Here is a 23,207-nt window from a genome sequence, read left to right as displayed (position 1 = left end):
AACATTTCAGGCAGCCCCCTTCGCGAAGGCACTCGACAGTGAGCTGACCCTGCAGATTTCAAACGATGGGACCAATGAACAGAGCAACGTCGTGACGACTCCCAGACCAGCCGCCATCAGCATTGCCCCGGCATGCATCGCTGTTATCGCGCTGGGCAGAACGTCTCCCGCAGCAACCACCCGTATTCCCAGCGTATAGGTGACGACAGCGAGCGCACCGCTTGCGACGCCCGCCGCGATGGATTCCCACATGAGCTGGATGAACACGTCTCGGCGTCGTGCTCCCAGTGCACGTCGTATCGCGAGCTCCCGCCGACGGCGCCCCAGACTGAAGCTCAGCAGCGCCGCCGCGTTGACGATGCACACGCCGAGCAGGATCAGCGACAACCGAAGCTGCATCCTGGCCTGCTCCGGAACCAATCCCAGCCTGTCCAGCCAATCCATCAACGGCCAGAGTGCCACCTGCTGGGCGCCTGGCTCGATCCGAAGCCCCTTATCCTGCGCATAGGCGTTCAGATTCGCGCGGTAAGCGGCGACATCATCTGCGGTGGGCAGCCACGCCCACAATTGAAGCCAGGAAACATTGGCCCCTGCAGGATCCGTGTCCTGGTCACCACCCCAGATCGCCGTCCCGTCCACAACGGTCAGCTTATCTGCGATTGCGGTTTCAAGCGGCAGGTAGATCTCGTCAGGCTCCACAAACGGTCTGCGCGTGAGGTCTCCCTGAAACATAGGCACCGGATGCCAATCCTCCGCGACACCCACCACGGTATAGGTGCGTCTGCCCAGGTCCAACTGATGACCAACACAGCCCTGTGCACACTCGCGCTCTGCGAGCACACGCGACAGAACCACGATTCGACTCGCAGCATGCCCCTCCTCGGCGGTCCATGCGCGCCCTTGAACAACGGCAATGCCGAGGACACTGAAGACTTCGGACGTGGCGAACCTGGCGCGCAATCTTGCGCTGGGCTCTCCCGGCCGGGAGAGCGTCACCGCGCCCCCTGCCATTGCTGCCTGCTTCCACGTCCGGCCTTGGTTCAGAAGCACCTTCGCGTCTGGCCAGGTCAGTGCCTGGCCAGGATCCGGAGAGCCACTGCGCAGTGCATCTGGACGCGCGTCAAGGTAGGGGCGGAACAATGCCGAGCTCCGGCCTGGAGCGGGATCCGACGATGCCTGGAGAACAATGGAAAGCATCACGGTGGTGATCCCTACCCCCGCACCCAGCATGAGAGCGATTGCCAGATGAGTGCCGACTCTCTGCTTGAATCGGGCAAGCGAAAGCTGGACGTAGTAGAGCATCATCCAACTGCATCCGGCATTGGCTTACTCGCGCACCTGTCCATGTGATTCTCACTCCATGCCTTTGGAAGCTGATGGTTGAGAATCTCTGATTGTAAAACTACGCCTCAAGTAGAGACATGGGATTTGCAACTTTCCTCAGGAAACACACGCAGCTCGTAGGTCCTGGATAGAGCCATCGCCACCGACGACGAGACCGAGGTGACGGAATCTGACGCAGAAGACTAACTATCGATTTGCAGACAACGCCCGATGCCTGGCCATCTGATCAGGTGTTGGAGGAAAAAGCGTCCAGAATCAGGTGCAGGCGTCAGTGTTTTTCTAGACCCAGAAGTACCAGACAGCTGCCGCCACCAACGCCCCCAACAACGCCACCTGCACCACCACATAGCCCACGCCACTATCGCGCGATTCAGCGGCAATGCGCTTCTGCAGCGCCTCGCTCACATCCGGCGTCTCTTCCTGCTGCGTCTGCTCACGCAACGCCTGCGCCAGCGCGCGTTCTTCCGCATCGCGAGGGTCGGTCGATGGGCTCACAGCAGTTCTCCGGCGGCGGCATGCCGCGTCAGTTCCTGCTTCAGGACCTGGCGCGCGCGGTGCAGGTGGCTCTTGATGGTACCGCGTGCCAGCCCGGTCACCTGCTCGATCTCGACCAGGTCGAAGTCCTCCAGGTAGTGCAGGCCGACGATCAGGCGCTGCGGTGCACTCAACCGCTCCAGCGCCACGCCAAGATGGCGCCCCGCCTGCAGCGCCTCGCTCAGTTCAGCCGGCCCCGGTCCTTCATCGCCGATTCCCAGTTCCTCCGGCACCTCCACCGCCACCATCCATTGCGCCTCCAGCCGTCGCCGGCGCAGGTGCTGCAGCGCGGTGGTGTAGGCCACCCGGGAAACCCAGGTGCGCAGCGAGGATTCAAAACGAAAGCGGTGCAGCTGGCGGAACACGGCCAGGAAGGTCTCCTGCAGCAGGTCGGCCACCTGATCGCGGTCGCCCACCATGCGCCCGATCACATGTGCGCAGGTGCGCTGGTGGGTCTCGACCAGCTGCGAAAACGCCGCCTGCGAGCCATCGATGATGGCCCGCACCAGGGCCTGGTCCGCATCCAGCGGTGCGGCGGGTGCCGCCGTCTCCGCTGCATCGTGGCGGCGACGGCCCCGCAGTGCCGACAATGCTTCGCCGAGCAGGCTCATCTGCGGGGCGCCCCCTGTGCCCGTGACATGGGCCGGCTCAGCCCTTGCGTGCGGCGGGGCGGGTGAAGTGCCAGGCCAGCAGCTGGCCCAGGCCAGCACTGCCGACCAGCGCGGCGGCGGCACCGAAGGTCAGGTCACGGGCACCGATCGCTTCCAGCAGGGCCATGGCCAACGCCAGGCAGACCAGGCTGATGCCCCAGCGCAGCGCCCCCTGGCGGCGGCGTTCTTCTTCCAGCACGGCCAGCGAGCGGATCACTTCCTCCGGCACGTGCGGGGCCACCAGCTTGCTGCGGGCGCGGGCATCGGCAATGGCGTGGATCGCATAGGCGATGCAGATGAAGAGGGTGATCGGGATCAGTTCCTGCATGGTCGGGCTCCTGTTCGGTGGATGATGCGGGTTCAGGAGAATGGATGCGCGAGGCCGGCTACCGGTTGCACCACTTTGCCAATCCCGCTGCCATGACCTGTGGCCCCTGCCCCGGGCCCTTGCGGCTGCTACGCTTGGCCGGTTTCCTCTTCTGGTGCCGTCCGCCCATGTCCCGAGTGCTGCCCCTGTCCCTCCTGCTGTCGGCCGTGCTGGCCGCACCGGCTGCGCATGCCGCGCCGACGCCGATCACCATCGAACAGGCCATGGCCGACCCGGACTGGATCGGTCCGCCGGTCGAGAAGGCCTGGTGGTCGTGGAACAGCCAGCAGGTGGAATACCAGCTCAAGCGCAACGGCAGCCCGGTGCGCGATACGTTCCGCCAGCCGGTGGCGGGTGGCGTGGCCGCACAGGTGGCCGATGACCAGCGCGGCACCCTGGACGTGGCCGAGCCGGTCTACGACCGCAGCCGCAGCCGCAGCGCCTTCGTCCGCAATGGCGACGTGTTCGTGCGCGACCTGCGCAGCGGCGCGCTGACCCAGCTGACCCGCAGCAACGAGCGCGCGGGCAACGTGAACTTTGCTGCCGACAATGGCGTGATCTGGCGCGTTGGCCAGAACTGGTTCCACTGGACCGCCGCCAGCGGCGTGCAGCAGGTGGCCAGCCTGAAGGCAGAGAAGGATCCGCGGACGCCGCCGAAGGCCGACGTGCTGCGTGACCAGCAGCTGCGCACGCTGGAAACCCTGCGCCGCGACCGCGACCAGCGCGAAGCACTGAAGGACCAGGACCAGCGTTGGCGCCAGGCCGACCCGACCCGCGCGCCGGGCCCGGTGTACCTGGGCACCGACGTGGAGATCGCCGACAGCGTGCTGTCGCCGGACCTGACCCACCTGATCGTGGTGACCAAGCCGAAGGACTTCGACGACGGCCGTGGCGGCAAGATGCCGCTGTACGTGACCGAGTCGGGCTACGAGGAAACCGAAGACACCCGCACCCGCGTCGGCCGCAACGGCTTCGAACCGCACACCCTGTGGTATGTGGACGTGCGCACCGGCAAGGCCGAGAAGGTCTCGCTGTCCAGCCTGCCTGGCATCAGCACCGATCCGCTGGCCGAGCTGCGCCGCAAGGCCGGCAAGGATGCGCTGAAGGGCGACCGCAGCGTGCAGGTGATGAGCGACTTCATGGGCGGTGGCATCCGCTGGAGCGCCGACGGCCAGCAGGCCGCGGTGATGCTGCGTGCCAACGACAACAAGGACCGCTGGATCATCAGCGTCAACGCTGCCGATGGCCGCGTGCAGAACCGCCATCGCCTGACCGACAACGGCTGGATCAACTGGGGCTTCAACGATTTCGGCTGGATGGCCGATGGCCGCACGCTGTGGCTGCTGTCCGAGGAATCGGGCTTCTCGCACCTGTACACCCAGACCGGCACGGCCAAGCCGCAGGCACTGACCAGCGGCAAGTGGGAAACCTCGGCGCCGGTGCCGTCGGCCGATGGCAAGGGCTTCTATTTCCTGTGCAACCAGCAGGCACCGCATGACTACGAAGTCTGCGCGGTCGACACCGGCAACCGCCAGGTGCGCGAGCTGACCAGCCTCAACGGCGTGGAAGACTTCTCGTTGTCGCCGGACGGCCAGCAGCTGCTGGTGCGCTATTCCGGCGCCTACCTGCCGCCGCAGCTGGCCGTGCTGCCGAGCACCGGTGGCCAGGCCCGCGTGCTGACCGACACCCGCACCGCCGACTACAAGGCGCGCCAGTGGATCCAGCCGAAGCTGGTGGCAGTGCCGTCCAAGCATGGCGCCGGCGTGGTCTGGGCCAAGTACTACGAACCGGAAAACAAGGAACCCGGCAAGAAGTACCCGATCGTGATGTTCGTGCACGGTGCCGGCTACCTGCAGAACGTGCACCAGCGCTACCCGGCCTACTTCCGCGAGCAGATGTTCCACAACCTGCTGGTGCAGAAGGGCTACATCGTGCTGGACATGGATTACCGCGGCAGCGAGGGCTACGGCCGCGACTGGCGTACGGCGATCTACCGCAACATGGGCCACCCGGAACTGGAAGACTACAAGGACGGCCTGGACTGGCTGGTCGACACCCAGCAGGGTGACCGCGACCACGCCGGCATCTACGGCGGTTCCTACGGCGGCTTCATGACCTTCATGGCGCTGTTCCGCTCGCCGGGCACGTTCAAGGCCGGCGCCGCGCTGCGCCCGGTGGTCGACTGGCACCAGTACAACCATGGCTACACCAGCAACATCCTCAACACCCCGGACATCGATCCGGAGGCGTACCGCGTGTCCTCGCCGATCGAGTACGCGCAGAACCTGCAGGACAACCTGCTGATCGCCCACGGCATGATGGATGACAACGTGTTCTTCCAGGACTCGGTGAACCTGACCCAGCGCCTGATCGAACTGCACAAGGACAACTGGTCGATCGCACCGTACCCGCTGGAGCGCCACGGCTACGTCCGCGCCGATTCCTGGCTGGACCAGTACAAGCGCATCCTCAAGCTGTTCGAGCAGAACCTGAAGTGAGCAACGCCGCGGCCACGATCCACATCGTGGCCGCGGTCATCCTGGATGACCGCGGCCGGGCGCTGGTGGTGCGCAAGCACGGCGCTGACCGTTTCATCCAGCCGGGCGGCAAACCCGAAGCCGGCGAAGCACCGCTGCAGGCGCTGGCCCGCGAGCTGGACGAGGAACTCGGCGTGCAGCTGTGCACCGATGCCTCCATCGCGCTGGGCACGTTCCAGGACTGGGCGGTGAACGAGCCTGGCCACCGCGTGCAGGCCCAGGCCTGGTGGGTGCAGGTGGACGGCATGCCACAGGCACGCGCGGAGATCGCCGAACTGGCCTGGGTGCCGCTGCAGCCACCGCACGGCCTGCCCTTGGCACCGCTGAGCGAACACCATATCCTGCCGGCCGTCGCCACCCGGGTGACGGCCCGCTGAGCGCGCGGGCACCGATTGCAAGGACACCGGATGTCAATGTCGATCCCGCCGATTCCTTCGCTGGTCCAACCGACCTATCACGCTTGGGTGCGCCCGATCGCACACGCCTCGTTCTGGCTGTCACTGCTGCTCACGGTCTACTTCGTGATGCAGGGACTGCTGCTGTGGCCGCTGCACAACCTTCCGATCTGGCACCTGGTTGAGAGGGAAGTACAACTCCAGCACCTGCACAGCCTGATCTGGCTTCTGGCGCATCCGGTGGCCGCGTCGATGATCGTCGCACTGCTGTGCCTTGCCTCGACACTGGCCAGCTGGGGACTGCTGCGCGAGCGCAGCTGGGGCCTGTGGAGCTTTGTGGCGATCCTGCTGATGAGTGCATTGACCAACTTTGCGATCGCCGGGTGGCTGGACGTGTTCATGCGCGACGTCATCCCGTTTCTCTCCGACGACGCCGTCCTGCAACAGGAACTCCATCTGAAGCGCTGGTTGATCACGCTGACCATGGTGGCCATGTCATTCGTACTCCTCGGCCTGCAGGGTTGGCTGGCCTGGCGACTGCTGCGACCAGACATCCGCTCGCGCTTCCACTGAGCCACACCCCTTTCCCGCACGACAAAGACCGTCGCATGCGCTTGCTGACCCTTCTCCCCGCGCTGCTGCTGTTCGCCGCGCTGCCTGCCGCCGCCGATGCGCTGCGCTGTGGCGAATACCGCAGCACCGACGGTGGCATGGCGCTGATATTCACATCACCCAGCACCGGCTACCGCCACGACGACGGCAGCGAGCCGGAGCCGCTGTGGGTCGATCGCAGTGCGGCGCAGGCCCGCCTGGTCATGCTCGACGATGGCGTGGCGCTGCCGGTCCGGATCAGTGCCGATGGGCAGCGCATCGAAGACGAGGTTGTGGTGGTCTACACGCTGCGCCAGTCCCGGGACTGCGCCAGCGAGCCCAGCGCGATTGCCGGCAGCTGCCGCGCCGCCGGCAGCCACTGCATTGCGCAGCTGCCCGCGGCTTCGCCCAGCCAGGCCCAGCGCGCGTGCAGCGAAGGCGTTGGCGCGGGCTGCTCGGCGCTGCTGCGACAACTGCGGGATGACAGCCCAGCGAAGGCCACCGACGACGTCGGTGCCACGGGCTTTGATCGCCCGCCTGCCTGCCGCGAACACACGCCCGGGCATGACCCGCAGGCCTGCGAGGCGCTGACCAATGATGCATTGGCTGCCGCCATGCAGCGGGTGAATCAACGCCTGCAGCAGGAAGACGAAGACACGCTGGGTTCGCCGCTTCCGGCCGCTGCACGCGATCAGCTGCAGCAGCGGTGCCTGCAGCACCGCAGTGGCCGCTTCTGCGTGGAAGTGGCCGCGCAGCAATTGAACGCGCTGGAACCTGCGTTGGCAGTGCAGGCCCTGCAGGTGGTCTGCGATGCGGGCCGCGTCAGTGCCTGCGAACGTACTGCACCGCTGCGTGAACTCGGCACCGACCTGCGCCTGGTTCCGCTGCAGCAGGTGCCGTGCGGCCGTTACCAGGCCGACGGTGGCGTGATCGACATGCTCGACTTCGGTGACGGCGCGCATGCCCGCCTGCATGAAGGCGCCGTCCAGCTGCAGCAGAACGGCGAAACCCTTGTGCTGCGCCAGCTCGGCAACGGCGACCTGCTCGGCATGGACAACCAGACGGCCTACCAGCGTTACCAGCTCGTGCCCGGCACGGCACAATGCACGCCCCCGCGCGAGGGCCAGGGTTCGCCGTAGCGCCTGGAGTTTCCCGTTCGATCGTCAAGGAGACGACATGCATTCACCCGCACCGCGCCGCCGCTGGCTGGCCTGGGCCCTGCTGCTGGCCGCGCCGATGGCCGCCGCACAGTCACCACAATGCGGCCTGTTCAAGGCCGACGAAGGCAGCGGCACGCTGCGCATCAGCTCACCGAACCGCGGCGAGCAGAAGCACTTCGGCAGTGCGCCGTCTCCGGTCGCGTTCCAGCAGATCGACGGAAAGCTGCAGCTGGTGAACCTGGAGTACGGCCTGCCCAGTGCGCTGCAGGTGCGCGATCGTGGCCGCACGGTCGAGGTGGATGGCACGGTCTACCTCCTGCAGGCCCCCGCACCGTGCGCCGCAGCCGCCACGCCGGCTGATGGCAGCTGCCTGGCCGATGCGGCCGCGTGCTTGGACAACCGTCGCGAAGCGACCCCGGCCGCGCTGGAAGCAGGGTGCCGGGAAGGCGTGCCCGGCATGTGCCTGCAACTGGCTGATCGTTGGCATGAGGAAGCCAAACCCACGGTCGAGGCCGATCCCGCCCTGGCAAAGGCAGCGCTCGACGCCGCCCTGTCCGGCATCAAACTACCCGCCGCCTGTGACAACGGTGGCTTCGAACAGGGAACCCCGGCGTGTGCCGCCGCACTCGAGGCCGACCCGGCAGTGCAGGAGCAGCTGGTCAAGGCCGCGATGACGGCCGCCATGACCGAAGCCATGGTGACGATGACGGCACCGACCGTGCCGGTGATCATTCCAGCTGAGCGGCGGCAACAGTTGTTGCGGTTGTGCCGCGAGGTACCGCACGGCGGTTTCTGCACCCGCGTGGCTGAGCTGTCCTGGGACGCGGGAGATCCCCAGCAGGCGGTGCAGGCCCTGGCTGCGGCCTGCACCCCCGGCAATGACACCGCCACTTGTGAGCGCCTGCCGGCGTTGCAGGCGGTGGGCGCATCGCTGCGACCGCAGCCCGCAACTGCATTACCCTGCGGCAACTACCGGTCCGACGGCGGCCTGATGGACACGCTGGACTTCGGCGATGCCGGCCTGGTTGGCGTTGGCTGGAGCAGCCATCTTCGCGCACGCGTCGAAGCGGGCGACATCCGCATCCACCACGACCGGGACGGCGACTTCGTGCTGCGCCCGCTGCCCGGCGGCCAGTTGCTGGGCCTGGATAACTGGACCCGCTTCCAGGTGTTCGTCCCCACCGGCGAGGGCCCGACCCGGTGCAGTGCACCGAAGCAGTTCAAGGTGCTGCCACTGCCGCAGGATTGCCCGCTGGCGCTGGCCAACGAGGGCGGTGCCGAAGCCTGCTGCGCGCAGGGCAAGCTGCAGGGCTGCAACATTCTCGGCAACCGCCTTGCGCTGTCCGGGAACTGGCTGCAGGCCGCCGGGCACTACACCACGGTCTGCCGCGCCGGCGTGCGCGAAGGGTGCGAGAACCTGGTGACCGCGCAGGGCAACGGCGCGGAACTGGACGCACGGGCAACCCTGGAGCAGCTCTGCAAGGCCGACCGCAGCGGCCTGCACGTGGCCTGCGACGTGCTCGGCACCCAGAACTGGGAGTTGATCACGCTGGGTGGTGCTCTGCAGAAGGCGGTTGACGAGGCAGCCGAGGACGACGCTCCGGCGCCGCGCAACTCCAACCGCAAGCGCTGAGCCGGCCAGGGCCTGCCCGCAGCTTCGGGCGGGCCCTGCGGTAAAGTACGCGCCATGAACGAATTCGAGCGCGTGCGCGCCTATCTCACCGACCTGCAGGACCGCATCTGTGCGGCGATCGAGGCCGTCGATGGCCAGGCCCGCTTCCAGGAAGACCTGTGGCAGCGTGCCGAGGGCGGTGGCGGGCGTACCCGCGTACTGCGCGACGGTGCGGTGTTCGAGCAGGCCGGCATCGGCTTCTCCGACGTGGCCGGCAGCCGCCTGCCGCCATCGGCCTCGGCCAACCGTCCGGAACTGGCTGGCGCCTCCTGGCGTGCCACTGGCGTGTCGCTGGTGTTCCACCCGCTCAACCCCTACGTGCCGACCACCCATGCCAACGTGCGCTTCTTCCAGGCGCAGCGCGACGGCGAAGTGGTGGCCAGCTGGTTCGGCGGTGGCTTCGACCTGACCCCGTTCTATCCGTTCGACGAGGACGTGCAGCACTGGCACCGGGTCGCGCGCGACCTGTGCGCCCCGTTCGGCGAAGAACGCTATGCCGCGCACAAGCGCTGGTGCGACGAGTACTTCTTCCTGCGCCACCGCAATGAAACGCGCGGCGTCGGCGGCCTGTTCTTCGACGACCTGCACGGCGACTTCGAGCGCGATTTCGACTATCTGCGTGCGGTCGGCGATGGCTTCCTGGATGCCTACCTGCCGATCGTGCAGCAGCGCAAGGACACCGCCTACGGCGAGCGCGAACGCGAGTTCCAGCTGTACCGACGCGGCCGCTATGTGGAATTCAACCTGGTCTACGACCGCGGCACGCTGTTTGGCCTGCAGAGTGGTGGCCGCAGCGAAAGCATCCTGATGAGCCTGCCGCCGCGGGTGCGCTGGGAGTACGGCTTCACCCCGGAAGCGGGTAGCGCCGAGGCATGCCTGGCCGATTACCTGGTGCCGCGCGACTGGCTCTGACCTTCCGGCGCCACGCCTGACGCGTGGCGTCTTCTCCTGCCTGTGGTGCGCCCCGCACCGGACAGGTCCTGCTTTGCCTCCTTCAAGGATGACCCCATGCCTTCTGCTGTTTCCCTCCGCCCCCGCGCTGCGGGTTGGCGCTCCCTGCTGTTGCTCGCACTGGCCTCGGCCAGCCTGCCGGCTGCCGCGCAATCGATGGCCTGCGGCACCTACAAGGACAGCGGCGGCACTATCACGCTGACCATCGAGAGCGAAGGCCACGCCTTCCTGTCCGGCCCCTACCAGGCCACCGAGGAGCTGCGCATCGCCCGCCAGGAAGACGTGCTCGGCACCGGCAACCTGTCCACCGGACGCCTGGAAAACTGGTTCTTCTCGGACAACGACCGCACGATCAACACGCCCTATCGCGAGTTCACCCGTGAGCACGCCGCCGCCTGCAAGACGATGCCCGAGCCCATCGAAGATGGTTGCGTGATGAACACCTCCGAGTGCCTGGAGGCACTGCCGGAGGCCGCACCGGTGAAGCTGCACGCCTGGTGCGTCGAGGGCGTGGGCGCGGCCTGCTCCCAGCTGTTGGAGACCTACCAGCAGCAGGCCAAGGACGCTGCCCCGGCGCCTGCACGGGCCGAGCCGCCGAAGCCGGAGATCTGCAAGGAGGATTCCGCGTCCTTCAACGCCGAGGGCTGCAGGGCGATCGCCGAGGTGGTCGGGCTGGAGATGATCGGCAAGTCCCTGCTCGGGCTGCAGCATTCGGTTGATCCCGTGTTGCCGTCCGCGCAGCTCGATGAGCTGGCCACACTGTGCCGGCAGCAGCACGGCGAGACCTTCTGCGCCGACGTTGCCGAGGTGCTGTGGAGTGGCGGGCGCCTGTTGCAGGCCCACGAAGCGCTGCAGCTGTCGTGCGCGCAGCGCGCGGACGGCGTGGCCTGCGGCCGCGCCAAGGCGCTTGCCAGCCTGGCCGCTGCGCCGGTCGCTTCACTGGCTCCGGTGCCGGCCACTGCGCTGCCGTGTGGGAGCTATGAAGCCGAGTACGGTGTGCTCTCGCAGCTGCGCTTCCTCGATGGCGGCCTGGTTGAGGCCGAGGGCCGCGACCAGCGCCTGCGCGCGCGCCTGCAGGACGGCCGCATCCTCATCCGTCCCGATGTCGGCAGCGACTTCGTGCTGCAACCGCTGAAGAACGGAAACCTCGCCAGCGTCGACGGCGGCAACCGCTTCGCCTACTACGAGCGCAAGCCCGCCGCAGACAATGCCAGCTGCACGCCGCCGGCGGCGTTTGTGGAGATCCCGCTGCCACTGGATTGCCCCACCCTGGCACGCAAGGACGGCGCCAAGGCCTGCTGCACCGAGGGCAAGCTGCTGGGCTGCAAGGTTGCCGGCGAAGCCCTGTTCGAGGCCGAGAAATGGGCCGCGTCGCTGCCCTACTTCGAGACGCTGTGCGGCGCCGGTGTCCGCGAAGGGTGCCTGGCATTGGCAGCGGTGTACTCGCACACCGCCGACCCGAAGATCCCGCAGGCCATGGCAGCGATCTGCGCGAAGGATGGCGAGGGCACACATGTAGCCTGCGATGTGGACGCCACCCGCAACTGGCCGGCACTGAAGGCCGAAGCCGCGCTCTGAGGGCGCGGGAAGGGGTACCCGTAGCGTCGAGCTTGCTCGACTTCTGCTGGCAGTGGATGGAAACAGTCGAGCAAGCTCGACGCTACACGTCAGGTGCTCTTCCTGGGGATGATGGTGATGTGCCCGTTGATCTCCAGCAGGGCCAGCTCGACATCCTCCACGCCCAGGCAGCCCTGCTGGCGCATGGCGGCCTCGAAATCGGCGCGGGTGACCTGCTCACGGCGCAGAACGGCGTCGAACAGGCACCCATCACGCGCGATCACTACCGGTTCTCCTTCCACCAGGCGCTCGATGCGCCGGCTGCGGGTACTGACCCAGCCCACCCCATAGTTGAGCAGGATCAGGGTGGCCGCCAGCAGCAGGCCGCCGCCCAGCGAGGTATCGGTACCCAGCAGCGCGTTCTGCACCGCGTTGCCCAGCAGCACCACCAGCAGTACGTCGAACGGGGTGATCTGTCCCAGCGGGCGCTTGCCGCTGAGCCGGACCATGCCCAGCACCACGACATAGACCACCACCGCGCGCAGGATGAACTCCCACCACGGCATCGCCAGTGCGAACAGGTCGGGCATTGTCTTCCCCTGCGGAGCGGTGGCCCAGCGTGGCGCAGGCCACGTCATCTGGCAACGGCACAAATAAAAAGCCCCGCTGACCAGGGGGAGGTCAACGGGGCCGGGGAACGGGCACTTGGGGAGGAGTCCCCGTTCCGAGATCTGCTCCAGGGGATGGGAGAGATCCACAACAGGCGTTGCGCCTGTCGAGAGTTATAGAAGCACTCCGAACACTAACGGTTCGTGAAGGGGCCCAATTTAATGAACCTCCATCAGGGCAACATTCATGATCGAGTCAGAAACCTCTGACGAATGAACGAATTCACGTCGTTTTCGGCCTGAAACACCCTCAGTGTGCTTCGTCCCAGTTGTTGCCGATGCCGGTATCGACCACCAGCGGCACCCGCAGTTTGGCCGCTTGCGACATGCGCTCGACCACCTGCAAACGCAACTCCTCGACGAAACTGCTTTCGGTTTCGAACACCAGTTCATCGTGCACCTGCAGGATCATCCGTGCCGGCGCGCCGCTGTCACGCAGCCACTGGTCCACGTCCACCATCGCACGCTTGATGATGTCGGCGGCGGTGCCCTGCATCGGCGCGTTGATCGCGGCGCGCTCGGCACCGGCGCGCAGGCCCTGGTTACGTGCATGAATGTCGTTCAGGTACAGGCGGCGGCCGAACAGGGTTTCCACATAGCCCTGGTCGCGGGCCTGCTGGCGCATCCGCTCCATGAAATCACGCACGCCCGGGTAGCGGCTGAAGTACAGCGCCACGTAGTCCTGCGCCTGGCCACGGTCGATGCCCAGGTTGCGGGCCAGGCCGAAGGCGCTCATGCCGTACATCAGGCCGAAGTTGATCGCCTTGGCCGCGCGGCGCTCGTTCGGGGTCACTTCCTCCAGCGTGCGCCCGAACACCTCGGCGGCAGTGGCGCGGTGCACGTCGGCGCCCTGCTCGAAGGCACGCACCAGGCCCGGGTCCTCGGACAGGTGGGCCATGATCCGCAGCTCGATCTGCGAATAGTCGGCCGCCAGCAGCTGGAAGCCCTCCGGCGCGATGAATGCGCGGCGGATACGGCGGCCATCCTCGGTGCGGATCGGGATGTTCTGCAGGTTCGGGTCTGACGAGGACAGGCGGCCGGTGGCGGCGCCGGACTGGTGGTAGCTGGTGTGCACGCGGCCGGTGTCCGGGTTGACCATCTCCGGCAGCTTGTCGGTGTAGGTGCTGCGCAGCTTGGCCAGGCCCCGATAGTCCAGGATCACTCGCGGCAGCTCGTGCTGGTCGGCGATCGCCTCCAGCGCCTCTTCATTGGTGCTGGGCTGGCCCTTCGGGGTCTTCACCACCGCCGGCAGCTTCAGCTCATCGAACAGCACCGCCTGCAGCTGCTTGGGCGAATCCAGGTTGAAGCTACGGCCGGCCAGCTCGGTGGCCTTCTGCTGCGCGGCCAGCATGCGCGAGGACAGGTCCTGGCTCTGCCGGCGCAGTTCGTCGGTGTCGATCCGCACGCCATTGGCTTCGATGCGGGTCAGCACCGGCACCAGCGGCATCTCGATGTCGCGGTACACGCTGTCCAGCGCCGGCTCGGCCAGCAGCTGCGGCTGCAGCGCGTGGTGCAGGCGCAGGGTGACGTCGGCGTCCTCGGCCGCATAGCGGCTGGCTTCGTCGATGCCCACCTGCGAGAACGGAATCTGCTTGGCGCCCTTGCCGGCCACGTCCTCGAACTTGATGGTGTTGTAGCCCAGGTAACGCAGGGCCAGCGAATCCATGTCGTGGCGGGTGGCGGTGGAATTGAGCACGAAGCTCTCGAGCATGGTGTCGTCGTGGTAGCCCTGCACCTCCACGCCGTGGCGGCGCAGCACATGCAGGTCGTACTTCCCATGCTGGCCCAGCTTTTTCTTTGCCGGGTCCTGCAGCACCGGGCGCAGCGCATCCAGCACCTGCTGCATCGGCAGCTGCGCCGGCGCGCCCGGGTAATCGTGGCCGACCGGAACATAGGCGGCCTTGCCCGGCTCGACCGCCAGGCTGATGCCCACCAGGCGCGCACGCATCGCGTCCAGCGCATCGGTTTCGGTATCGAAACTGATCAGGTCCGCCTGCTGCAGGCGCTCGACCCAGGCCTGCAGCTGCTCGGCGGTCAGCACGGTCTCGTATTCACCCGGTGCGGCCAGCGCCGGATCCAGCGTGCCGGCGGCCGGTGCCTCGGCGCTGCCACGGGCGAAGCCGGCGGCGGTGCCACGCAGGCTTGGCGTTGCTTCGCTGGCGGCCGTCGGCGCCGGCAGCGGTGCACCCAGCTCCTTCAGCGCCTGGGTGAAGCCGTAGCGCGCATACAACTCGGTCAGCTCCGGCACGTCCTGCTCGCGCAGGGCCAGCGTGGTCGGGCTGGCGTCCAGCTCCACGTCGGTGCGGATGGTCACCAGCTCGCGGTTCAGCGGCAGACGCTCCAGCGCGGCGCGCAGGTTCTCGCCGATCTTGCCCTTCATGGTCGGCGCGGCCGCCATCACCCCGTCCAGGTCCTGGTACTCGGCCAGCCACTTGGCGGCGGTCTTCGGCCCACATTTTTCCACGCCCGGCACGTTGTCGACGGTGTCGCCCATCAACGCCAGCAGGTCGATGATCTGGTCGGCGCGCACGCCGAACTTCTCCATCACTGCGGCATCGGAATCCATGCGGCTGCCGGTCATGGTGTTGACCAGCTCGATGCCCGGGCGCACCAGCTGGGCAAAGTCCTTGTCGCCGGTGGAGATGGTCACCTTCAGGTCCTGCGCCACGCCCTGCAGGGCCAGCGTGCCGATCACATCGTCGGCCTCCACGCCGGGAATGCGCAGGATGCTGATGCCCAGCGCTTCGACGATGCGGCACATCGGCTCGACCTGGCTGCGCAGCTCGTCGGGCATCGGCGGGCGGTTGGCCTTGTACTGGTCGTACAGGTCATCACGGAAGGTCTTGCCCGGCGCATCGACCACGAACGCCACGTAGGCCGGGCGCTCCTTCAGTGTCGAGCGCAGCATGTTGACCACGCCGAACAGCGCGCCGGTGGGTTCGCCCTGTGCATTGGACAGGGGCGGCAGCGCGTGGAACGCGCGGTACAGGTAACTGGACCCGTCGATCAGGACTAATCTGCTCATGGGTTGATTCTACGCGCCCGTGCCTGCACTGCGACGACACGGCACAGCCGCGGCGATGGGGCATAATCAAGGCTCTTTCCAGGCAAAGGCCCCCGCCGATGAAGACCCTGATGCTGGCTTCCCTGCTCCTGCTCGCTGGCTGCGCCAGCATGGGTGGCGCGGGCGCTCCCCCGGTGGACGTCAAGGGCGCGGATGTGTCCAAGCGCACCATGGACAACGGCGATGTCATCGAGGAATACCGCGTGTCCGGCCAGCTGCGCATGGTCAAGGTGACCCCGTCGCGCGGTGCCCCGTTCTACATGTACGACAAGAACGGCGATGGCCGTTTCGACAACGACAAGGACGGCGTATCGCCGGTGTACTGGAAGCTGTACAGCTGGTGATGTGACCGGGGTCGGATCCCTGCGATTCAGTAGATCCACGCCATGCGTGGATGGGCCCCTGCCGGCCCCCACAAAAGATGACGCCGGCGCGCATCCTGCGGCCGGCGTCGGGTCCCCTCCCCGGGAACGCTTGTATCAGCGGATGACCAGCACCGGCAGCGTGCTGCGTGCCAGCACTTCAGCGGTCTGGCTGCCCAGCAGCACACGGGTCACGCCACGGCGGCCATGCGAGGTCATCACGATCAGGTCGCTGTTGCGCTCGCCGGCGGTCTCGATGATGCCGTCAGCCGCATAGCGGTCCAGCACGTGCACTGGGTTGGCGGTAATGCCCTGCTCGGCGGCCTTGGCCAGCGCCGGCTGCAGCACCTTCTGCGCACCTTCCTCGCGGTCGGCCTTGTATTCAGGGCTGTTCATGTAGCCCACGCTCCAGCCCATGGCGTCGTACATGCCGACGGCCCACGGCTCGGAAACGGTCACGATATCGACCTCGGCGTTGAGGTCCTTGGCCAGCTCCAGACCCTTGGCCAGGCCCTTGTCGGCCAGCTCGGATCCGTCGGTGGCAATCAGGATGCGCTTGTACATGGTGGGGCTCCGTGGCGGTCTGCCAGATGGGAACAACACCATTGCACACCGGATGTGCAGGGCGCGCCTTGAGCAGGATCAATCCGGCGCCGTGCAGCGGCGTGTGCGCATCGCCAGCTTGCGTACCCGGACACTGCAGCGCAAGCTGGGTGGGCGGCGGCGCGCCGCCTTGGGAGAACCCGCATGCAGGACCGCAAGCCGACATCACGAAGCCCCCTCAGGATCATCCTTTGGAGCCTCATTGCCGCCTTCGTGCTGTTCTGCGGCGGCTATTACCTGGGCAAGGATCTGGCCCAGCGCGACAACGCCAGGCAGTCAGCCGGCTGATAACCTGCTGCCGTAGAGTCGGGGGGGGGGGCCGCCCCCCCCCGCCCCCCGCGCCCCCCCGCCCCGCCCCCCCCCCCCCCCCCCCCCCCCTCGACTCTACAGCGCCCCCATCTTCAGGCGATCTGCACCACGCGTGCGTTCTGGCACAGCGGATAACTGGCCACGAATTCAGCGATCGCATCACGCATCGCCTCGAACGATTCGCCGTACATGTACAGCGCGGTCTCGGTCGGGCCCTGCCACCAGCTGCAGATCTCACCCAGGCCATCGATGCGCTCGGACAACTGCTCGAACACATGGTTGGAATCGCACTGTTCGTAGACCTCGTCGGGCAGGTTCAGGCCATCCAGGTAGATGCCCAGCCCCTCGGTCACGCCGAAGCTGCGGTCGGCCTCGCCCGCACCCTGCAGCTGCGAACCCTTCGGCGCGCCCAGCTGCTCCAGCAGGTCGATCAGCTTCGGCACGCCGGCCGCATCGACCAGCGCCACTTCGATATCGCCGTATTCGACCTCGCCGAGGTCGGACATCGCGGTGCCGCCGCCGGTCAGCTCGCCCACCTGGGCCGCCTGCAGCAGCGCATCGAGCGGATCCTCGAACAGTTCGTGGCGATGCTCGGGCTGCAGCTTGGCGTTCAACTTCACGGTGACGTGCAGCGTGGGTTCGGTCATCGGGGCGTCCCTGGACGCTGGGGTTTCTATTGCAGCGCCGAGCCCATGCTCGGCTGCTTCTGGCTGGAAGAACAGCCGAGCATGGGCTCGGCTCTACAACAGCCCGTCAACGCAGGAACGGCGCCACCTTGCGCTTCAGCAGCTCCACCAGCACCGGGTCCATGTAGTCGTAGTCGTCGGGGATATCCAGACAAATCACCCGCTTGCCATTCAACCAGGCCTTGTAACGGCTGGACAGACGGTTGCGGTGCGCCCTTTCCATCACGAAGACCAGGTCGGCCCACTGCAGCAGCTCGGGGCTGAGTACTTCCTCGGCGTCGGCCAGCAACCCGGCCGAGGCCGTCTCGATGCCCGGCCAATCGGCAAATACCTGCTCGGCGGTGGGGCTGCGCAGGCGGTTCTGGCTGCAGAGGAAGAGCACGTTGCGGGTCATGGATACTCGCTTTTGTAGAGTCGAGCCGTGCTCGACTGACTTTTCCCGCTGCAAGCAGCCGAGCATGGCTATCCCGGTCGTCCTGACCGGCACCCTTCGGGCCGTCGCAAGCGACGTTGGCAGCGGCTCCTGCCGCTACCTTCGGCTCTACAGGAATTCCCGCCCCCCCGACAGTGATCAGATCACCGTCAGGTTGGCATACGCCATCACCAGCCACTTGCTGCCGGCGTCGGCGAACTCGACCTGCACGCGGGCGTGGGCGCCGTTGCCTTCGTAGTCGGTCACCATGCCTTCGCCGAACTTGGGATGGGTGACCAGCGCGCCGAGCTTCAGCGGCGGCGCCTCGATCGAGGCATGGCCCATCACCCGGCTGGCGCCCATCGAGGCCGGCCGCGAGACCTGCACCTTCGGGCGCACTTCGTGCAGCAGCTCGCGCGGAATCTCGCGCAGGAAGCGCGACGGCAGGCTGTAGTTGTCCTGGCCATGGATGCGGCGCGATTCGGCGTAGCTCAGCACCAGTTTCTGGCGTGCGCGGGTGATGCCCACGTAGGCCAGGCGGCGCTCTTCTTCCAGCCGCCCGCTTTCCTCCAGCGAACGTGCGCTGGGGAACAGGCCTTCTTCCAGGCCGGCCAGGAACACCAGCGGGAATTCCAGGCCCTTGGCCGAGTGCAGGGTCATCAGCTGCACGCCGTCCTCGCCCGCCTGCGCCTGGCCCTCACCGGCCTCCAGCGCGGCATAGGCCAGGAACGCGACCAGCTCGTCCATGTCCTCGCCCACTTCCTCGATGTCATCGGCGCGGCGCACGAAGCGAGAGGCCACCGAGACCAGTTCGTCGAGGTTGTCGGTACGCGATTCCGAGTCCAGCGCGTTGCGGCTTTCCTTGCTCCAGTGCTCGCGCAGCTGCGAGCGGGCCAGCACGTGGTCCACGCGCTCGGCCAGGGTCATGTGCAGGGTCTGCGCCTGCAGCTCGTTGACCAGCACCAGGAAGCCGGCCAGCGCATTGCGCGCACGTGCGGCCAGTGCGCTGCCCTGGGTGACCAGCATGGTCGCTTCCCACAGCGAGATGCCCTGCGCGCGCGCCTCGCGGCGCACTTCGTCCAGCGTGCGGTCGCCGATGCCACGCGTCGGCGTGTTGACCGCGCGCTCGAAGGCGGCGTCATCGTTGCGGTTGGACAGCAGGCGCAGGTAGGCCAGCGCATCCTTGATTTCGGCACGCTCGAAGAAGCGCATGCCGCCGTACACACGGTACGGCACCTGTTCGCTCAGCAGCGCCTCTTCCAGCGCGCGCGACTGCGCGTTGCTGCGGTAGAGCACGGCCACTTCGGTATAGCTGCCACCGTCTCGCACCCACTGGCGCGCGCGCTCGACGATGTAGCGCGCCTCGTCCATCTCGTTGTACGCCGCGTACAAGTCGATCGGCTCACCGTCGCCGCTGTCGGTCCACAGCTGCTTGCCGATGCGGTCCGGGTTGTGCGCGATCACCGCATTGGCGGCGCCGAGGATGTTGGCGGTGGAGCGGTAGTTCTGTTCCAGGCGGATGGTCTGCGCGCCCGGGAAATCGCGCAGGAAGCCCTGCACGTTCTCGACCTTGGCACCGCGCCAGCCGTAGATGGCCTGGTCATCATCACCGACCACGAACACGTGGCCGGAGTCGCCGGCCAGCACGCGCACGAAGGCGTACTGGATGGCATTGGTGTCCTGGAACTCGTCTACCAGGATCTCGCGGAAGCGCGCGCGGTAGTGCGACAGCAGCGCCGGGTTGTCGCGCAGCAGCTCATGCGCGCGCAGCAGCAGCTCGGCGAAGTCGACCAGACCGGCGCGGTCGCAGCGTGCCTGGTACTCGATGTAGGCCTGGCGCATGGTTTCCAGCCAGGCGTCGTGCGGCTCGGGCTGGATGTGCTGCGGGCGGCGGCCTTCGTCCTTCTGCGCGTTGATCCACCACGCGATCTGCTTGGCCGGGTACTTGCCGTCGTCCAGTTCCAGCGCCTGCACCACGCGCTTGACCAGCCGCAGCTGGTCGTCCGAATCCATCACCTGGAAGCCTTCCGGCAGCTTCGCGTCCTGCCAGTGCAGGCGCAGCAGGCGGTTGGCCAGGCCGTGGAAGGTGCCGATCCACATGCCACGGCTGCCATTGGGCAGCTGTGCGTCGATGCGGTGGCGCATTTCGCCGGCCGCCTTGTTGGTGAAGGTCACCGCGAAAATGCCGTGGGTCGGCACGCCATCGACTTCATGCAGCCAGGCGATGCGGTGGGTGAGTACGCGGGTCTTGCCGGAACCGGCACCGGCCAGCACCAGGTGGTGGCCGGGGGGAGCGGAGACGGCTTCGCGCTGGGCCGGGTTCAGGCCATCAAGCAGGTGGGAGACATCCATGCCCCCATTTTACGGCATCGCCGTCGCGGCTCCTGCGACCACCTGGGTTGCCAGTGCCTGCGCCTGCTGACGCAGTTCAGGCACCGCCAGGCTTTCCCACAGGCTGCCGATGCGCAGGCTGCCGAGCACGCCCAGCCGTGCCTGCGGCTGGCCACCGGCGGCACACAGGCGATCGCCCGGCACCGTGCTGTCCAACCCCAGTCCATGCGGGCCGGGGCGTGCCAGCCCATCAGCCTGCAGCTGCTGCAGCAACGGATTGCGCAGTGCGCTGGCGCGGGTCTCCACGCCGGTGGCGTTGATCACCCCGCCGATCATCCACTGCTGTTCATTGCCCGAGGCATCGCGGCCGGACAGCTGCAGCGCATTGCCGTCGCGCCAGACGCGTTGCAGGCGGGACCGGTGGATACGCAGCTGGCCGCTGTCCTGCAGCGCCTGCAACTGCGCATCCACTTCTTCGGCGATGCGGTGGCGATGCACGTCCCAGTAGCGCACCACATGGCGCAGGAAGCGGCGCTGGTCGGCCTCTTCGAGGCTGCACCACAGCGCCTGCCCGTGCGGACGGATGCGGTCCATCACGCCCTGCCACGGCAGGCCGTCGGCCTGTGACTGGCGTGCGAACCCGCGCAACGCGCGCAGGCGCTGGCGCAGGTTCATCGGCAGCAGCGTGGCCGGGTCGAACGTGGGCAGCCCCCCGTGCGCATGCGGCAACGGCAGCAGGCCATGGCGCGAGATCACGTGCAGCGGTCCGGTGTGGCCGGCGGCGACCAGCGCCAGCACGGTGTCGGCCATGCTCAGGCCGGAGCCGACAATGGCTACAGCCTGTTCGCCGGCCAGGGTGCGTACGCCGTCGTAGTCCCAGGCCTCGATCACATCGTCGGCAGGCAGCGCATCGGCACCGGCCACCGGCAGCGGGCGCATGCTGTTGCCGGTGGCGAGCACCGCCTGCGCGGCGTGCAGCGTGTGGCCATCGCCGAGCGTCAGCTGGTAGCCGTGGTCATCCGGCTGCAGGCCCAGCACCGGCTGCGCGATCACCTGCAGCTGCGCCGGGCTGGCTGCGGCAGCGTCCTGCAGGCGCTGCTGCAGGTAGGCCGCGAAGTAGTGGCGGCACACGTAACGCTCGCCCAGCACCTCGCGCGCCTCGCCCGGGTAGGCGTTGGCGGCCATCAGGTAGTCGAGGAAATCGCCGGGCTGGTCGGCAAACGCACTCATCTTCGCCGCCGGCACGTTCAGCAGATGCTCCGGCCACGGCGTGGCATAGGCGATGCCCTGGGCCAGCTGCGAGGCGGGTTCGAAAATGGCCAGCGCCAGCGGCGCCTTGGCCTGGCGCAGTACCTGGATCGCCACCAGCACCCCGGCCGCACCACCACCGATGATTGCCAGGTCCAGTTCGCCATTACGCGGTGAATCAGTCATGTGCCGATTGTAGGCCATCGGCGATGACAGGCCGGATTGCCGAAGCGGGCGGCCGGCATTGCCTTACATCAACGCATCGGCCAGCCGTGCGATGCCTTCGCGGCTGCGCCGCCACGTGGGGCGGCTGCGCCACTGCTGCAGATCCAGCTGCCGCGACTCACGCAGATAGCCATCCTCGATCTCGCACAACTGCTGCACCAGCGCGCGGTCGTAGCAGATCAGGCCGATCTCGGCATTCAGCGCGAACGAGCGGATATCCATGTTGATCGAGCCGAGCACGGCGATGTCCTCGTCCACGCTCATGTGCTTGGCGTGCAGGAACTGCGGTTCGTACAGGGCGATGCGCACGCCACAGCGCAGCAGCTCGTCGTAGTACGCCTCCTGCGCCCACGAGGTCAGCCGCTGGTTGTTGCTGGCCGACAGGATCAGCTGCACCTGCACGCCGGACAACGCCGCAATGCGCAGCGCGCTCAACGTGGCTTCGTCCGGCACGAAGTACGGCGTAACCATCACCAGCCGCCGCCGCGCCAGGTGGATCAGTGCCGCGACCGCATCACGCGCGTTGCTGTACGGGTAGGCCGGGCCGCTGGGCAGCAGCTGGGTGGCGATGTCGTCGCTGCATTCGGGCACATCGGCGATCACGTCCAGGCGCTGGCCGGTTTCCATGTACCAGTCGCTGGCGAACACGGCTTCCAGATGCGCCACCGCCGGGCCGCGCACGCGCGCCACCAGCTCGCGGTTCGGGTGGCCGGGCACGAACTGCGGGCCCGCCAGGTTCTGCGAACCGACGTAGGCCACTTCGTTGTCGATCACCGCGATCTTGCGGTGGTTGCGCAGGTCCATGCGCCCGCTGCGGCGCCAGCGCAGGCCGCCGGGCAGCATCGCGCGCACTTCGATGTCGCGCGCCTGCAGGCGCTTGCGATAGGCGCGCAGGCCACGCTTGGCACCCACCGCGTCGAGCAGCACGCGGCATTGCACACCACGCGCCGCTGCGCGCTGCAGCGCCTCGACCACCGCCTCGCCCACCGCGTCATCGAACATCAGGTAGTACAGCAGGTGCACGCGGTCTTCAGCCTGGTCGATGTCGGCGATCAGCGTGTGCAGCGATTCGTCGTAGTCGGTCAGCAGGTCCACCGCGTTGCCGTGCACCGGCATGAAGTCGCCCTGGCGCTGCACCAGCGGCACGATCTCGGCGCAGGCAGTGTCCGGCTGCGGGGTCCAGCGCAGGCGATGCTGCAGCGCCTGTTCCTCGCGGATGACCTGCGAGGCCTCGGCCTGGCGGCGGATGCGCTCGCGCGACAGCCACGGGTGGCCGAACAGCAGGTACAGCGGCAGGCCCAGCAGTGGCACGAAGCCGACCAGCAGCAGCCAGCTACGCGCCGCCCCCGGCGTGGTGCGGGTGGGGATCCAGCACAGCGCGACCAGCCGGATCAGCCAGTCGATCAGCAGCAGGTAGGAACCCAGCAACCACTCGAACAGCATCGCGTCGCCCGTCGGGAGGTGATGGGCCATTCTGCCCAGCGGGGTGTGTAGAGTCGAGCCGCGCTCGACTGCTTTGAAGCCGTGTGCCAACCAAGGTT

General features: G+C 67.4%; 21 protein-coding genes. 9 read left to right on the top strand and 12 right to left on the bottom strand.

Going from position 1 to position 23,207, the window contains the following annotated elements; genetic code table 11:
- Positions 1–6 precede the first annotated feature (6 nt).
- The 4 genes from V3B64_RS13325 to V3B64_RS13310 all read right to left on the bottom strand — a co-directional run bounded on the left by V3B64_RS13325 (position 7) and on the right by V3B64_RS13310 (position 2,856).
- The gene (locus V3B64_RS13325) at positions 7–1,305 is read right to left on the bottom strand and encodes an ABC transporter permease (RefSeq protein WP_329914265.1); all 1,299 of its coding nucleotides are present in this window, start codon (positions 1,303–1,305) and stop codon (positions 7–9) included.
- Between the two features lie 318 nt (positions 1,306–1,623).
- On the bottom strand, positions 1,624–1,839 hold the full coding sequence (locus V3B64_RS13320) for a hypothetical protein (RefSeq protein WP_329914264.1): 216 nt from the start codon (positions 1,837–1,839) through the stop codon (positions 1,624–1,626).
- Positions 1,836–2,489 carry a sigma-70 family RNA polymerase sigma factor gene (locus tag V3B64_RS13315; protein ID WP_100435462.1) on the bottom strand — a complete coding sequence of 218 codons (654 nt, stop codon included), beginning with the start codon at positions 2,487–2,489 and terminating at the stop codon, positions 1,836–1,838. Before V3B64_RS13315 ends, V3B64_RS13320 begins: the two co-directional genes overlap by 4 nt.
- 37 nt (positions 2,490–2,526) lie before the next feature.
- The gene (locus tag V3B64_RS13310) at positions 2,527–2,856 is read right to left on the bottom strand and encodes a hypothetical protein (RefSeq protein WP_005414880.1); all 330 of its coding nucleotides are present in this window, start codon (positions 2,854–2,856) and stop codon (positions 2,527–2,529) included.
- Positions 2,857–3,023: 167 nt separating this feature from the next.
- On the opposite strand from V3B64_RS13310, the gene V3B64_RS13305 reads away from it, so the two are divergent.
- From V3B64_RS13305 to V3B64_RS13275, 7 genes are all read left to right on the top strand, one after another.
- Complete coding sequence (locus V3B64_RS13305) at positions 3,024–5,393, top strand: S9 family peptidase (RefSeq protein ID WP_329914263.1); 2,370 nt, start codon at positions 3,024–3,026, stop codon at positions 5,391–5,393.
- On the top strand, positions 5,390–5,809 hold the full coding sequence (locus V3B64_RS13300; RefSeq protein WP_049424219.1) for an NUDIX domain-containing protein: 420 nt from the start codon (positions 5,390–5,392) through the stop codon (positions 5,807–5,809). Before V3B64_RS13305 ends, V3B64_RS13300 begins: the two co-directional genes overlap by 4 nt.
- A gap of 30 nt (positions 5,810–5,839) precedes the next feature.
- Positions 5,840–6,400, top strand: coding sequence for a hypothetical protein (locus V3B64_RS13295; RefSeq protein ID WP_049398641.1), 561 nt, complete (start codon positions 5,840–5,842; stop codon positions 6,398–6,400).
- A gap of 35 nt (positions 6,401–6,435) precedes the next feature.
- Positions 6,436–7,557: a hypothetical protein gene (locus V3B64_RS13290; RefSeq protein ID WP_329914262.1), complete on the top strand. Its 1,122-nt coding sequence runs from the start codon at positions 6,436–6,438 to the stop codon at positions 7,555–7,557.
- A 37-nt stretch (positions 7,558–7,594) separates the two neighbouring features.
- Complete coding sequence (locus V3B64_RS13285; RefSeq protein ID WP_329914261.1) at positions 7,595–9,211, top strand: hypothetical protein; 1,617 nt, start codon at positions 7,595–7,597, stop codon at positions 9,209–9,211.
- A gap of 54 nt (positions 9,212–9,265) precedes the next feature.
- The gene (hemF, locus tag V3B64_RS13280) at positions 9,266–10,162 is read left to right on the top strand and encodes an oxygen-dependent coproporphyrinogen oxidase (RefSeq protein ID WP_134952110.1); all 897 of its coding nucleotides are present in this window, start codon (positions 9,266–9,268) and stop codon (positions 10,160–10,162) included.
- A gap of 96 nt (positions 10,163–10,258) precedes the next feature.
- The gene (locus V3B64_RS13275) at positions 10,259–11,779 is read left to right on the top strand and encodes a hypothetical protein (RefSeq protein ID WP_329914260.1); all 1,521 of its coding nucleotides are present in this window, start codon (positions 10,259–10,261) and stop codon (positions 11,777–11,779) included.
- 89 nt (positions 11,780–11,868) lie between these two features.
- On the opposite strand, the gene V3B64_RS13270 is transcribed toward V3B64_RS13275, so the two are convergent.
- Positions 11,869–12,348: a YetF domain-containing protein gene (locus V3B64_RS13270; RefSeq protein WP_329914259.1), complete on the bottom strand. Its 480-nt coding sequence runs from the start codon at positions 12,346–12,348 to the stop codon at positions 11,869–11,871.
- A gap of 328 nt (positions 12,349–12,676) precedes the next feature.
- Positions 12,677–15,451: a DNA polymerase I gene (gene polA, locus V3B64_RS13265; protein WP_329914258.1), complete on the bottom strand. Its 2,775-nt coding sequence runs from the start codon at positions 15,449–15,451 to the stop codon at positions 12,677–12,679.
- A 98-nt stretch (positions 15,452–15,549) separates the two neighbouring features.
- On the opposite strand from polA, the gene V3B64_RS13260 reads away from it, so the two are divergent.
- Positions 15,550–15,834 carry a DUF2782 domain-containing protein gene (locus tag V3B64_RS13260; protein ID WP_005411628.1) on the top strand — a complete coding sequence of 95 codons (285 nt, stop codon included), beginning with the start codon at positions 15,550–15,552 and terminating at the stop codon, positions 15,832–15,834.
- A 135-nt stretch (positions 15,835–15,969) separates the two neighbouring features.
- Here V3B64_RS13260 and V3B64_RS13255 read toward each other — a convergent pair whose 3' ends face one another.
- Entirely contained in the window at positions 15,970–16,416 is a 447-nt protein-coding gene (locus V3B64_RS13255; protein WP_005411629.1) for a universal stress protein, read from the bottom strand.
- 183 nt (positions 16,417–16,599) lie between these two features.
- Between V3B64_RS13255 and V3B64_RS13250 the strand changes: the two genes are divergently transcribed.
- Positions 16,600–16,743, top strand: a complete 144-nt coding sequence (locus V3B64_RS13250) for a hypothetical protein (protein ID WP_329914257.1) — start codon at positions 16,600–16,602, stop codon at positions 16,741–16,743.
- A 113-nt stretch (positions 16,744–16,856) separates the two neighbouring features.
- On the opposite strand, the gene V3B64_RS13245 is transcribed toward V3B64_RS13250, so the two are convergent.
- From V3B64_RS13245 to cls, 5 genes are all read right to left on the bottom strand, one after another.
- A complete protein-coding gene (locus tag V3B64_RS13245) occupies positions 16,857–17,411 on the bottom strand; it encodes a hypothetical protein (protein WP_329914256.1) in 555 nt (184 codons plus the stop codon).
- Between the two features lie 106 nt (positions 17,412–17,517).
- Complete coding sequence (locus V3B64_RS13240) at positions 17,518–17,844, bottom strand: low molecular weight protein tyrosine phosphatase family protein (RefSeq protein ID WP_057500899.1); 327 nt, start codon at positions 17,842–17,844, stop codon at positions 17,518–17,520.
- A 177-nt stretch (positions 17,845–18,021) separates the two neighbouring features.
- A complete protein-coding gene (gene uvrD / locus V3B64_RS13235; protein ID WP_329914255.1) occupies positions 18,022–20,214 on the bottom strand; it encodes a DNA helicase II in 2,193 nt (730 codons plus the stop codon).
- A 9-nt stretch (positions 20,215–20,223) separates the two neighbouring features.
- Positions 20,224–21,645, bottom strand: coding sequence for an FAD/NAD(P)-binding protein (locus V3B64_RS13230; RefSeq protein WP_329914254.1), 1,422 nt, complete (start codon positions 21,643–21,645; stop codon positions 20,224–20,226).
- Positions 21,646–21,690: 45 nt separating this feature from the next.
- Positions 21,691–23,109, bottom strand: a complete 1,419-nt coding sequence (gene cls, locus V3B64_RS13225) for a cardiolipin synthase (RefSeq protein ID WP_121504115.1) — start codon at positions 23,107–23,109, stop codon at positions 21,691–21,693.
- Positions 23,110–23,207: the final 98 nt, after the last annotated feature.

Origin of the sequence: Stenotrophomonas sp. SMYL86 (assembly GCF_036320025.1) — a bacterium.
GTDB classification, from domain to species: domain Bacteria; phylum Pseudomonadota; class Gammaproteobacteria; order Xanthomonadales; family Xanthomonadaceae; genus Stenotrophomonas; species Stenotrophomonas maltophilia_A.
Note: the sequence above shows the minus strand (reverse complement) of the source record. Positions and strands in the feature narration are given on the sequence as shown.